The following is a 13557-nucleotide window of genomic DNA, read 5'->3' as shown; positions in this document are numbered from 1 at the left end:
CATGATGCCGCCCATCCAGCCTACCGCCAATGCGGTCCCGGTCGATGCCTGGCTGGACCTGCTGCAACAGGTGGCGCGCCATTACGGCCTGCCCAACAGTGAGCAGGGCGCCAGGCTGGCCGGGCTATGGGCCGGGGCAGGGGGCGAGCATGCCAAGGTGCGGGACATGGCCCGCGCGCTGGGCCTTTCCGTTCGCTTCCGGGTGCCGGCCGCTGGTGAAAATCTCCTGTCCGGCTGGCGCCTGCCGATCATCGTGCGGATGGAGGATGGCGGCATGGCGCTGCTGACCGCCATTTCCGACGAGGGCGTGGCGACGCTGTCGCTTGCCGGGGATGGCGGCCTGCATATCCATCTGCCTGTCGCCGATATCGCGCAGGGGCTGGCCCTGCTGGTCATTGCCCGCCCCAGACGATCGGCGCCTGACGCTCGGGTCGATCCTTATATCCACCAGCATGACGAGAATTGGCTGCGGGCGATCCTGCATCAGGATAGCCGATCCTATGTGCCGGTCATGGTGGCGTCCTGCATCGCCAACATGCTGGGCCTGTCCGGCGTCATCTTTTCGATGCAGGTCTATGACCGGGTCGTCCCGGCGGAATCCTTTCCGACCCTCTATATTCTGGCATTCGGCGTGGCGATGGCGATCGCTTTCGACTTCATGCTGCGCCGGTTGCGGATGAACATCGTCGATGTGCTGGGCAAGCGCGCGGATTTGCGCATGTCGGACAAGGTGTTCAGCCATGCGCTGCGGGTGCGCAATCGTGCCCGACCGGCTTCCACCGGCACCTTCATCGCGCAATTGCGTGATCTGGATCAGGTGCGCGAATTGCTGACATCGACCACGATCGCGGCGATTGCGGACCTGCCCTTCTTCCTCATCTTCCTGGCCATCCTCTGGTCCATCGGCGGGCCGCTGGTGCTGGTGCCGCTGGCCGCGCTGCTGTTGCTGATCCTGCCCGGATTGCTCGTCCAACGGCGGCTGCGGGCTTATGCCTCCGCTTCGATGCGGGAAGCCTCGCTGCGCAATGCCATGCTGGTCGAAGCGGTGCAGGGCATGGAGGATATCAAGGCATTGCAGGCCGAGGAGCGGTTCCGCCAGCATTGGAACCGCTATAATGCCGAAGCGGGTGAGGCCCAGCTCAAGCTGCGCGGCCTGACCAACAGCCTGACGGTCTGGACGCAAAATGTGCAGACGGGCGTCTATGCCGGCATCATCTGCGCCGGGGCGCCGATGGTGATGGCCGGGGATATCACCACGGGCGCGCTGGTCGCCTCCTCGATCCTGGGATCGCGGATGATGGCGCCGATGTCGCAGGTGACGTCGCTGCTCAGCCGGTTCCAGCAATCGCGCGTCGCGATCGGCAGCCTCAACCAGATCATGAACCTGCCCGTCGACCGACCGGATTCGGAACATCGGATTTCGGTCAATGCCATTGCCGGGACGATGACGATCCGCGAAGGGGTCTTCAGCTATGGCGACCCGAACAGCCCGCCGGCCCTGACGATCGTCGATCTGGAGATCGCCGCCGGGGAGAAGGTTGCGCTGCTCGGCCGCAATGGCGCGGGCAAGTCGACCCTGTTGCAGGCCTTTTCAGGCATGTTGCCGCCGATATCCGGCGAGGTGCTGGTCGATCATCTGGCGCTGCATCATGTCGATCCCGAAGATTTGCGCCGCGATGTCGGTTTCCTGTCGCAAAATAGCCGACTGTTCCACGGGACCATCCGCGAAAACCTGACCCTTGGCGCGCCGGACGTGTCCAATGAGGAAATCGTCGCCATGCTGGCGATGACCGGCGCGGCCGAATTTGTACGGCGGCTGCGCAGAGGGCTGGAGCATGTCATCCTGGAAGGGGGACGGGGCCTGTCGGGCGGCCAGATCCAGACGCTGTTGCTGGCGCGGCTGTTGTTGCGGCATCCGACCGTCGCCTTGCTGGACGAGCCGACCGCGTCGATGGACGAGGTATCGGAACGGCATTTCATCACCGGCCTCAAGACATGGGCGCTCGGGCGGACGCTGATCGTGGCGACCCACAGGATGCGGGTGCTGGAACTGGTCGACCGGGTAATCGTGATCGACAATGGCAAGATATTGCTCGACCAGCCAAGGGATGCCGCGCTGCGGACGATGCAGAATAATCGGGTGAGGGCGGCATGAGCATTGCCCTGACCGATAATGAGTGGCGGTTCGATGATGAAGGGCGCAGCCGTCTCATCGGTGCCAAGCGTCTGCTCTGGCTGGTCGCCTTTCTGTTCGTGGCCGGCTTCGCCTGGGCCTGGTTCGCCAAGCTGGATGAAGTCGCCAGCGGCAGCGGCCGTGTCGTGCCGACCAGCCGGGAGCAGGTCATACAGTCGCTGGAGGGCGGGATATTGGCCAAATTGATGGTCAAGCAGGACGACATCGTCCGGCCGGGGCAGATATTGGCGCAGCTTGATCCGACGCAGGCCGGATCGACGGTGGACGAAAGCGCCGCCAAATATCGCGCGGCACTGGCGAGCGCGGCGCGGCTGCGGGCGGAAGTCGGGGGCACGGCGATCGTCTTCCCGCGTGAGCTTGATCCCTATCCCGAGCTGAAGGCCGCCGAAACACGCCTTTATCAGGACCGTCGCCAGAGTCTGGCGAGCGCCGACCAGTTGATCGACGAATCGCTGGCACTGATCGGCAAGGAGGTGGGGATCGGCGAATCCCTGATTGCCGTCGGCGCGGCCAGCAATGTCGAGGTGCTGCGGCTGAAGCGGCAGCGCGCCGAACTGGCGCTCAAGAAATCCGATCTGCGGTCGCAATATCTGGTGGAGGCGCAGCAGGATCTGGCCAAGGTCAGCGAGGAAGTGGAGGCGCTGGCGCCGGTGGTGCGGGGCCGGTCGGACACGCTCAACCGCCTGACCCTGCGGTCGCCGGTGCGCGGCGTGGTGAAGAGCATCGAAGTCTCCACGATTGGCGGTGTGGTGTCGCCCAATGGGGAGATCATGCAGATCGTTCCGCTGGACGACCAGTTGCTGATCGAAGCGCGGATATCGCCGCGCGACATCGCCTTCATTCATCCCAACCAGCGGGCGACGGTGAAGATCACCGCCTATGACTATGCCATTTATGGCGGGCTGGAAGGGCAGGTATCGAGCATCTCACCCGACACCATCAAGGATGAGGTGAACCCCGACATCTATTATTATCGCGTGTTCGTGCGGACCAAATCCGTCTCGCTGGTCAACAAGGCAGGCAAGCATTTCCCAATCGTGCCGGGCATGATCGCCACGGTCGATATCCACACCGGCAGCAAGACGGTGATGCAATATCTGCTCAAGCCGCTGAACCGCGCACGGGAAGGGTTACGCGAAAGATGACGCCGGCACTGGAAGAAAGGCTGGCCGTGATCGGCGAGCAGATAGGCAAGCTTCCCACCGTCCTGATCGACGGTAGTCCTGCTGTGGTTCTGTTCCTGTCCTTCACCGACGGTACGGCGCGGGCGCAGACGCTGACGATCTCCGGGTCTGATGGCGCATCCTGCTGGCAATCCGCGCTGCCGCATCTGATGCAGGCATCCGACCGGCTGGACTGGCTGCGTATCGACTGGGTCAGGGCGGTGGAACGGACCGATTGGGATGGCTTGCGCCAGCGACTGGCGGCGACCAAGCGCAATTACTTCCGGTTGGGCATCGCGCTGGACGCGAAGCTGGAACGGGCCTTTCTGGAAACAGAAATCAACGCCAATGCCATGCTCTATGGCGGCAAGGGCTATCCGACGGCGACTGTCAATGAAGCTAATTTCCGGCGCTATGCCCGGCTGCGCCATGGGATCAGGGCGATCGATTTCAGCGATGATCGGCCGATCTGGCTATTCTCCACGGCGGGCCTGTTCATGGACGGCGACGGCGTGGTCCATGCGATCCGTCAGCAGGGGCGCAATGCCGGCCGCCGGACCATCGACCGGCTCGATCCCGACCTTTTGCAGACCCTGATCGATGATGGCAGCCGCTATCTGGCGTCACAGGTACAGGCGGACGGACGCTTCCATTATGGCTGGCATCCCTGTTTCGACCGGCCGATCAGTGCCTATAACAGCCTGCGCCATGCCAGTAGCTGTTATGCCATGCTGGAAAGCTGGGAAGTCACGCGCGATCCCGGCGTGTTGGCGGCGATCGAGCGGGCGCTGGCCTATCTGGAGCAGGAACTGATCCGCCCGGCGCTCTTGCCGGACGGGACGCAGGCGGCCTTCCTGATCGATCCGGGCAATGAGATAAAGCTGGGCGGCAATGCCGTCTGCCTGCTGGCGCTGGTCAAATATAGCGAATTGCTGGCGACCGATCGCTATCGTGATCTTCTGGAGCGACTGGCGGTCGGCATCCTGCATATGCAGGACGCGGCGAGCGGCGGCTTCGTCCATGTGCTGGATTATCCGTCGCTGGCGGTAAAGCAGGCTTTCCGCATCATCTATTATGATGGCGAAGCCGCCTTCGGCCTGATGCGTCTCTATGGCCTGACCGGTGATCCGCGCTGGATCGATGCCGTGGCCCGCGCCTTCGATCATTTCATCGCGGCGGGGCATGCATCGGCCCATGATCACTGGCTGGGCTATTGCGCGAACGAACTGACCCGTCATCGCCCGGCCGAGGACTGGTTCCGCTTCGGGCTGGACAATGTCCGCGACTATCTTGACTTCGTGGAACATCGCATCACCACTTTCCCGACCTTGCTGGAACTGATGATGGCGGCGCAGCAGATGATCGCCCGCCTCGCGACCGATCCCGATCATCGTCCTCTGCTCGACAGTATCGATCTCGCCCGGTTCGATCGCGCCTTGCATGCGCGCGCCCATTATCTGCTCAACGGTCATTTCTGGCCGGAACTGGCGATGTTCTTCGCCAATCCGGCGCGGATCGTCGGCAGCTTCTTCATCCGGCATCATGCCTTCCGGGTCCGCATCGACGATGTCGAACATTATCTGTCTGGCCTGATCGCCTATCGTCGTCATCTGATCGAACAGCAGGCAGAAGCGGAGGCGTTGCCCGATGAACAGGGATGGACGCCGCGCAGCGTGATGCAGGCAACCGGTGGCCGCTGGGTCATCCCCCCGTCGGCCGACTGGCGGGCGCAGGGACTGTGCATTCATCCGCCCAGCCAGCAACCGGGCGACATGGTGGTGATGCGCGGCCGGGAAGGGGAGCGCGGGATCGCACCGCCGCTATTCCCGCGACTGAAGCCGATGGCCGCCGCTGTCATCACCAGCGCGCCGGATCGCTACATCGATAGCGGCCTGCCGGTGCTGGCGGTGCCGGACTGTGATGCGGCGATGCTGGCGCTTGGCCGCCATGCGCGGGAGAGGAGCGCGGGCAAGCTGATCGGCGTCACCGGCAGTGCGGGCAAGACGACCATGGTTGCCATGCTGGCGCGGGCGCTGCGCCCCTGGGGCCGGGTTGGCGAGACGCGGATGAACGCGAACCTGCCCCATGGCATTGCCTGGAATCTTGCATCGATCCCGTGGGATACGCCGCATGTCGTGATGGAAATGGCGATCGGGCGCATGAAGCAGAATGCCCAACTGACCCGGCCGGATATCGCGGTCTTCACCAATATCGCGGCCGCGCATCTGGAATTCCATCGCGACCTCGCCACCGTCGCGCGGCGCAAGAGCGCCATTTTCGAAGGGATGACGCCCGGCGGCACCGCCATCCTCAATGCTGACATGGCGGAACTGCCGCTGGTGCGCGCGCTGGCGCAGGCGCATGACCTGCATGTCGTCACCTATGGCGAGGGAGCGGATGCCGACTTCCGCCTGCTCGACCGGCAGGATGTCCAGTTGACGGTGCAGACGCCCGCCGGACGGATCGATTATCCGTTGCAGGCCCCCGGCCGGCACATGGCGCTCAACAGTGTCGCCGTGCTGGCCACCCTTTCCACCCTGTCGCTGGACGCCGGGCGTGGCGTCGCCGCGCTTGCGGATTTCCGTCCGCTGGCGGGGCGCGGGGAGGAATTGCGGCTGACGATCGGCGGACGGCATATCAGGCTGATCGACGAAGCCTATAATGCCAACCCCGCCTCCATGGGGGCGGCGCTGGAGTTGCTGGGAACGCAGATCGGCGGACGGCGGATCGCGCTGTTGGGCGAAATGCTGGAACTGGGGCCTGACGCGGCCGACTATCATGGCGCGCTGGCGCCGCTGATCGCGGATCAGGGGATCGACCGGGTGCATGTAATGGGCGGCTTTTACACCGCTTTCTGGGCCACACTGCCGATGGCCTGTCGTGGCCTTTACGCCGATCATGTGGATCAGCTTTTCGATCATGTCATGGCCGGCGTGCAGGATGGCGACATCCTCCTGATTAAGGGATCGCATGGCAGCGGCCTTCATGCCCTGGTTGCTCGGCTGAAGGCCCAGGCACGGTTGGAAGAACAGCTCGGACGGGAGGTGATTGCGGCCGCATAACCGCAGGAAATTGCCTTTTTTGAGACTTTGTTAACTTGGCAGGCCCAGCATGGGCCTGCTCCACGAGAACGCAATGCAAGGAAGAATGCATGGGCTCGCGCGAACGCCATATGGAGGGATCATCGGGCCGGGATATGCCCCGCGCGTCGCTGCTCGCCCTCGCTCGCCAGACGCAGCAGGCGCGGATCAACTGCTCCGCCCATTTCCCCAAACATGTGTTCCGCGACTCCGCCTGGGACATCATGCTGGAACTGTTCATCACGGCAGAGGAGGGGCGCACGCTCTGCGTCAAGGATATCATGGCGATTTCGGGGGAAAGCGCCACGGGCACCGTTCGTCGGATCGAAGGCTTGGAGGCGGCGCAACTGGTCGTCAGGCATTATGACCCGCGCGATCACCGCCGCATGCTGGTGGCATTGAGCAAGAAGGGGCGGGAGGCGATGATCTCCTTCCTCCAGCATCTGTTCGAGGCAGGCGAGGCGGCGTCCCATGGCGATGCGCCACTCAAGCCGATTTCCTTCGTCCCCATTGCCCCCCGGAGACCGCAGCGGGGGCTGGGCGACTCCAGTTGAGCAGCGTCAACAGGTCGCGCGGCTGGCGACGGGTGAACCGCCGCCTGATGGCTGGCGTGCCCATATTGGTGCTGGCGACCGCGCCGACCGGCCCGATGCGGTTGCCCATGCCGCTATCTGATCTTCCGGCGCACACGTCATCCGCCCATATCGGGCCATCGATCAGCCCGCCCGATGTGGAACCAGCGGTCAATTACGCTCTGCCGACCGACAAGGCCCGCGCGCTGAATGCCGCCATCCCTTTTTCGGCGCGGGCCAATCCGGCGGCCAGCCCGTTCCATTTCGTCGGCGATGCGGACAATCTGTCGCGCGCGGTCGACTGTCTGGCCGCAGCACAAATCTATGAGGCGGGAGACGATGCCGTGGGGGAGCAGGCGGTGGCACAGGTGGTGCTCAACCGGGCGCGTCACCCCGCTTTCCCCAAGAGCATATGCGGGGTCGTCTTTCAGGGGCAGGAACGTGCGACCGGATGCCAGTTCACCTTCACCTGCGACGGCGCGCTGGCGCGGACGCCTCCTCCTGCGGCATGGGACCGCGCCCGCATAATCGCGCGAGCGGCGCTGGCCGGAGCGGTGTTCAAACCGGTGGGTCTGGCCACCCATTATCATACCGACTGGGTCGTCCCCTATTGGAGCGCCAGTCTGGACAAGACCGCAAGGGTGGGCACCCACCTGTTCTTCAGATGGGCCGGGAAATGGGGCACGGCTGCGGTTTTTCAGGATGCAACCGGTACCTCGGAGCCGGTAATCGGCCGTATCGCGCGCTTGTCGCTCGCGCACCGGACTGCGGATGCTTCGTCACTGCTGCCTGCTGCACTGCATGCCGGGCAAGAAGCCGGCGTCGCCGGACTTGCAAAAGGGCAGGTCATGCCGCCTGCCAACAAGAACTGGACGCCTTCGCCGGAAACGCGGCTAACTTTTGATACGACCTATGATCCAGTGCGTGCCGCAATAGGTTCGGACAGAAATGAGGCAGATAGGCGAGGAGAGGAGAAAACAGTGATTGCACTGCGGGAACGCGGGCATTCGCGTCAGCCCTGATTCCATCCAACTCTGCCAGCCCCGCCTTCACCAGCATAGATTCTCCGACGGCAATTGTGGTGGAGGGGCCAATGCCAGCGATCAGAACGGCCGAAAACTGCATCAAAGCATTTGCCGCTCTGTCCAGGAGCGGGCCATGATGGCGCCCGCGTGGGATGAAGGATATTGGATATCGATCGTAGCGTGTGGCGACGCGAAGTTGGCGCCTGCGGCGGCCGATCGCGGTTACGGGGTTTGCATCGGCGCTCGTCGTATCGTGTCAAAAATAATAATCTTCCGATAATAGGATATCGGCTCAACGCCTCTCAATAGCGATTGGCACCTGTCTGAAACTTCATTGGCTGCCCTCTAGAGGAAGGTTTCTAACTCGCCGCCATGCTATAGAATGCGATCTGGAGCCGGGCGAGATGGTCTGGCGTGGCGGGGATGTTCATCTTTACCGTAACCACGCTGCGCTGGTGGAAGAGCAGATGTCGAGAAATCCGTCGGGCGCGCCGAAATTGCGGATCAATCGGTGGCCCTTATCCATTTTTGACTATCGGATAGAGGATTTCGACGTGTTCGATTATGCGCCGCAAGCCCATATTTCCGCGCCCGTTGCCGTCTGATCGGACAGCGACAGGGACAATAGAAGGAAATTTGGGACAGCAAGGCTTGCCTTGTGGGGCGTTGAAATATAATATCTGCGTTAAGCAATATTATTGCAATGCACCATAGGAGGCAGGATGAGCGATCCCGATGGAATCGCGGGCTTGGAAGGACAGGCGGGGCGCAATCTGCCCCCGCTGAAGCTGCACGTGCCAGAGCCGCCGGCGCGGCCGGGCGAAGCGGCCGATTTCACCCATTTCGATATTCCCGCCGCCGGTGCGCAGCCCCGTCCGGATGAAGCGGCGCAGCCCGCCGACATGCGCGACATGGCCTATGGGCTGGTACGGGTGCTGGATGAGGATGGCCAGGCGGTCGGTCCGTGGAACCCTCGGCTGTCGGCCGAAACGCTGCTGAAGATGCTGCGATACATGGCGCTGACCCGTGCGTTCGACGGGCGGATGTTCCGGGCGCAGCGGCAGGGCAAGACCAGCTTCTACATGAAGTCGACCGGCGAGGAGGCGGTGTCGATCGGTGCGGCGCTGGCGCTGTCCCGCGATGACATGTGCTTCCCCAGCTATCGCCAGCAGGGCATATTGATCGCCCGCGACTGGCCGATCATCGACATGATGAACCAGATTTATTCCAACAAGGGCGACCGGCTGAAGGGCCGCCAGTTGCCGATCATGTATTCGGCGCGGGAGGCGGGCTTCTTCTCCATTTCCGGCAACCTCACCACCCAATATCCCCAGGCCGTGGGATGGGCGATGGCGAGCGCGGCCAAGGGCGATACGCGGATCGCCGCGACCTGGTGCGGCGAGGGATCGACGGCGGAGGGCGATTTCCATTCGGCCTGCACCTTCGCCAGCGTCTATCGCGCGCCCGTCATCATGAATGTGGTGAATAACCAATGGGCTATCAGCAGCTTTTCAGGTTTTGCGGGAGCTGAATCGACGACCTTCGCGGCGCGGGCGATCGGCTATGGCATTGCCGGTCTGCGGGTGGACGGCAATGATGTGCTCGCTGTTTACGCCGCGACCCGCTGGGCTGCCGACCGGGCGCGCGCCAATGCCGGGCCGACGCTGATCGAGCATTTCACCTATCGGGTCGAGGGGCACAGCACGTCGGACGATCCGACCGCCTATCGCTCGGCCGAGGAGAGCAGCCTCTGGCCGCTGGGCGACCCGATCGCGCGGCTGAAGGCGCATTGCATCGCGCTGGGCATCTGGGACGAGGAACGTCACGCCGCAATGGACAAGGAACTGGCCGAACTGGTCCGCGACGCTGCGCGTGAGGCGGAGAAGAACGGCATTCTTGGCCATGGCCTGCATCATCCGATGGAAAGCATGTTCGAGGATGTGTTCGAGGAAATGCCCCGGCATCTGAAGGAACAGCAACAACAGATGCTGGACGAATGGAAGGCGGCGGGACTGTGAGGGCGGTGTTTTCTATCCTCTCCCTACAGGGGAGAGGATATCGCAGCTTGGCGGCGTGCCGCCTAGCGAAGGTTGGAGAGGGGGCGTCCCGGACGCAGCCTCTCGCCATTCCCCCTCTCCAACTTCGCCTAGCCAGCAAGCTGGCAAGGCTCCGTATCCTCGCCCCTGAAAGGGGCGAGGAAAGGATGGTGCCATGACTGAGACAATGACCGAAACCACCCAGATGAACATGATCCAGGCGATCAACAGCGCCATGGACGTGATGATGGCGCGCGATCCCGATGTGGTCGTGATGGGGGAGGATGTCGGCTTTTTTGGCGGCGTGTTCCGCGCCACGGCCGGCCTTCAGCAGAAATATGGCAAGAACCGCGTGTTCGACACGCCGATCACCGAATGCGGGATCATCGGCGTGGCGGTGGGCATGGGGGCCTATGGCTTGCGGCCGGTGCCGGAAATCCAGTTTGCCGACTATATCTATCCCGCGCTCGACCAGTTGGTGAGCGAGGCGGCGCGGCTGCGCTATCGTTCCGCGGGCGAGTTCATCGCGCCGATGACGGTCCGATCGCCCTTTGGCGGTGGCATTTTCGGTGGGCAGACGCACAGCCAGTCGCCCGAAGGCATCTTCACCCATTGTTCGGGGATCAAGACGGTGATCCCGTCCACCCCCTATGACGCCAAGGGCCTGCTGATCGCCGCGATCGAGGATAATGATCCCACGCTCTTCTTCGAACCCAAGCGCATCTATAACGGCCCGTTCGACGGCCATTATGATACGCCCGCGACCAGTTGGGCCGGGCATGCGGACGCGCAGGTGCCGACAGGCTATTATCGCATCCCGCTGGGCACCGCGCGGATCGCGCGGGCGGGAGAGACGCTGACCATCCTCTGCTATGGCACGATGGTGCATGTGGTTGAAAATACCGTTGCCGCCATGGGCATCGATGCGGAGATTGTCGACCTGCGCAGCCTGGTGCCGCTCGACATCGATACGATCGAAGCGTCGGTGAAGAAGACCGGCCGCTGCCTGATCGTGCATGAGGCGACCCGAACGTCCGGCTTCGGCGCGGAACTGCTCGCCCAGGTGCAGGAGCGCTGCTTCTATCATCTCGAAGCGCCGATCGAGCGCGTCACCGGCTTCGACACGCCATATCCGCACAGTCTGGAATGGGCCTATTTCCCCGGCCCCGTGCGCATCCGCGAAGCCATCACCAAGATTATGAAGGATTGAGGGCTATGGTTGTTACACCTCCCTGCTCCGTTCGTGCCACGCACGACGTTTACGAAATCATTCTTACGCCCATGCACGAACGGGGGAGGATGTAATGGCGCTGTTCACATTCAAGCTGCCGGACATCGGCGAAGGCATTGCGCAGGCGGAGATCGTCGGCTGGCACGTCAAGGTCGGCGACCGGGTCGAGGAAGATCAGCCGATCGCCGACATGATGACCGACAAGGCGACAGTCGAGATGGAAAGCCCGGTGTCGGGGACCGTGGTGCGCCTCGCCGGAGAGCCGGGCGATCAGGTGCCGATCGGGTCGATGCTGGTGGAGATCGAGACGGAAGGCGCGGGGGCGATTGCGGTTGCGTCGGGTGAGGATGCGGTAGAAGCTGACATAGCCATCGAAGCAACCGAAACTCCCCTCCCTGTAAGGGAGGGGCCGGGAGTGGGTGCCGCCGAAGGCGGCTCCTCGGATGCAGCGGAAAAAAGCTCGCTGCGCTCACCACCCAGCTCCAACCCCTCCCTTGTAGGGAAGGGAGAAGAAGTGGTGCTCGCTTCCCCTGCCGTCCGCGCGAGGGCGAAGGATCTCGGCATCGACCTGGCGCAGGTGAAGCCCGCCGGCGAACATATCCGCCATTCTGACCTCGACGCCTACCTCCTCTACGGGCAGGGGCAGGGCTACACCCCCGCCGGGCGCAGCGCCCGACGCGCCGACGAGCCGATCAAGGTCATCGGCATGCGCCGCCGCATCGCCGAGAATATGGCCGCGTCGAAACGGCATATCCCCCACTTCACCTATGTCGAGGAAATCGACGTCACCGCGCTGGAGGAACTGCGCGAGCAGCTTAACGCGGGGCGCGGCGATCGGCCGAAGCTCACCATGCTGCCGCTGCTGATCGTGGCGATCTGCAGGAGCCTGCCCGATTTTCCGATGCTCAACGCCCGTTATGATGATGAAGCGGGCGTGGTCACGCGCCATGGTTCGGTGCATCTGGGGCTCGCGACGCAGACCGATGCCGGGCTGATGGTGCCGGTGATCCGCGACGCGCAGGACCGCAATGTCTGGCAACTGGCGAGCGAGATCCGTCGCCTCGCCGACGCCGCCCGCACCGGCAAGGCGAAGTCGGAGGAACTGTCCGGTTCCACCCTGACGCTGACGTCGCTGGGGCCGTTGGGCGGTGTCGCCACCACGCCGGTCATCAACCGGCCCGAAGTGGCGATCATCGGGCCAAACCGGGTGATCGAGCGCCCGGTCTTTCGCGGCAAGGAGATTGTCGCCGCCAAGCTGATGAACCTGTCGATCAGTTGCGACCATCGTGTGGTCGATGGCTGGGATGCGGCCAGCTTCGTTCAGGCAGTGCGCAAGCGGCTGGAGGCGCCGGCCTTCCTGTTCGTGGATTAGAGCATCGCGCGGAAAAATGGGCACCGGTTTTCCGCATAAAGCGATGCGAAAACAAAAAACTAGAGCGCGCGACCTGCGTCAGATTTAACGCAGCGCGCTCTAAGAAGAGAGCAGGGCGCCTATTTCGTCATCACGACGACGGCGCCCTCCTTCAGGTCCGGATTGAACAGCATGCGCATCGCGCGCTGCATCATCTTCCAGCGCCGCTTGCTCAGCCAGCGGCCCGAATAGTCCCGCTCCTGATAGAAGGTGCTGTAGAGCAAAGCGGGCATGGGCAGCACGCGAAAGCGGGTGAAGCCCGCCTCCTTGCCGCGCGCGATGATCAGGTGCGGGGGCATGTCGCGTTCGTTGACGCCGAATTTCGCCATCGCCTCGATCGATTCGGCCGACTGGCTATGGCCTTCGCCCGGTTCATGGGTGATCAGAATGCCGCCGGGCTTCAGCGCCCGCCAGGCCGACCGGATCGCCGCACCCTCATCCTCCGCATGATGCAGCGCGTCGTAGAAGATCGCCGCGTCATAATGGCCCTCCTGCTCCAGCCCTTCGAAATCGCTGCACAGGAAATGGGTGCGATCGGCCAGACCGTTCAGCGTCGCATTTTCGCGTGCCAGGTCGATCATGTCGGGCGCGATATCCTGCCCCGTCACCTCATGACCATGGCGTGCATAGAACAGGCTGGTCCAGCCCCCCCCGCAGCCAAGGTCCAATATGCGGGCCGGTGCTGGCGGCAGCAGCGACATGATGAAGCCGATCGAGGCGAGCTGAATGCCGCACTGGGGATCGGAAAAGGGTTTGTTGAGCGAATGTTCGCGGCCGCCCTCACCCATATTGGCGAGATAGGCGCGCTCTGCGTCTTTAGGCATGGCCCGGTCTTAGGGGCAGTC

At 63.4% G+C, this 13557-nt stretch carries 8 protein-coding genes and 2 pseudogenes; 9 read left to right on the top strand and 1 reads right to left on the bottom strand.

Going from position 1 to position 13557, the window contains the following annotated elements; genetic code table 11:
* Position 1 precedes the first annotated feature (1 nt).
* From BMY84_RS16025 to BMY84_RS15980, 9 genes and pseudogenes are all read left to right on the top strand, one after another.
* Entirely contained in the window at positions 2-2155 is a 2154-nt protein-coding gene (locus tag BMY84_RS16025) for a type I secretion system permease/ATPase (protein ID WP_256215284.1), read from the top strand.
* Positions 2152-3339 carry an HlyD family efflux transporter periplasmic adaptor subunit gene (locus BMY84_RS16020; RefSeq protein ID WP_093085166.1) on the top strand — a complete coding sequence of 396 codons (1188 nt, stop codon included), beginning with the start codon at positions 2152-2154 and terminating at the stop codon, positions 3337-3339. The genes BMY84_RS16025 and BMY84_RS16020 overlap by 4 nt, the downstream gene beginning before the upstream one ends.
* Positions 3336-6419: a Mur ligase family protein gene (locus BMY84_RS16015; protein ID WP_093085165.1), complete on the top strand. Its 3084-nt coding sequence runs from the start codon at positions 3336-3338 to the stop codon at positions 6417-6419. Before BMY84_RS16020 ends, BMY84_RS16015 begins: the two co-directional genes overlap by 4 nt.
* Positions 6420-6508: 89 nt before the next feature.
* Complete coding sequence (locus BMY84_RS16010) at positions 6509-6991, top strand: MarR family transcriptional regulator (RefSeq protein WP_093085164.1); 483 nt, start codon at positions 6509-6511, stop codon at positions 6989-6991.
* A 47-nt stretch (positions 6992-7038) separates the two neighbouring features.
* A pseudogene (locus BMY84_RS16005) lies at positions 7039-7809 on the top strand (cell wall hydrolase); the annotation flags it as partial.
* A 584-nt stretch (positions 7810-8393) separates the two neighbouring features.
* A pseudogene (locus BMY84_RS16000) lies at positions 8394-8639 on the top strand (thymidylate synthase); the annotation flags it as partial.
* Between the two features lie 117 nt (positions 8640-8756).
* Positions 8757-10052 (top strand): 3-methyl-2-oxobutanoate dehydrogenase (2-methylpropanoyl-transferring) subunit alpha, encoded by a 1296-nt coding sequence (locus tag BMY84_RS15995; protein ID WP_093085161.1) that lies wholly within the window; start codon positions 8757-8759, stop codon positions 10050-10052.
* A gap of 223 nt (positions 10053-10275) precedes the next feature.
* Positions 10276-11280 (top strand): alpha-ketoacid dehydrogenase subunit beta, encoded by a 1005-nt coding sequence (locus tag BMY84_RS15985; protein ID WP_093085227.1) that lies wholly within the window; start codon positions 10276-10278, stop codon positions 11278-11280.
* A gap of 94 nt (positions 11281-11374) precedes the next feature.
* A complete protein-coding gene (locus BMY84_RS15980; RefSeq protein ID WP_093085158.1) occupies positions 11375-12673 on the top strand; it encodes a dihydrolipoamide acetyltransferase family protein in 1299 nt (432 codons plus the stop codon).
* A 119-nt stretch (positions 12674-12792) separates the two neighbouring features.
* Here the strand turns inward: BMY84_RS15980 and BMY84_RS15975 are convergent, their stop codons facing one another.
* Positions 12793-13536: a class I SAM-dependent methyltransferase gene (locus BMY84_RS15975; RefSeq protein ID WP_093085156.1), complete on the bottom strand. Its 744-nt coding sequence runs from the start codon at positions 13534-13536 to the stop codon at positions 12793-12795.
* Positions 13537-13557 lie beyond the last annotated feature (21 nt).

The sequence above is a fragment of the Sphingobium sp. AP50 genome, from assembly GCF_900109095.1.
Taxonomy (GTDB): domain Bacteria; phylum Pseudomonadota; class Alphaproteobacteria; order Sphingomonadales; family Sphingomonadaceae; genus Sphingobium.
The sequence above is the reverse complement of the archived record's forward strand: the minus strand, read 5'-3'. Positions and strand labels throughout refer to the sequence as shown.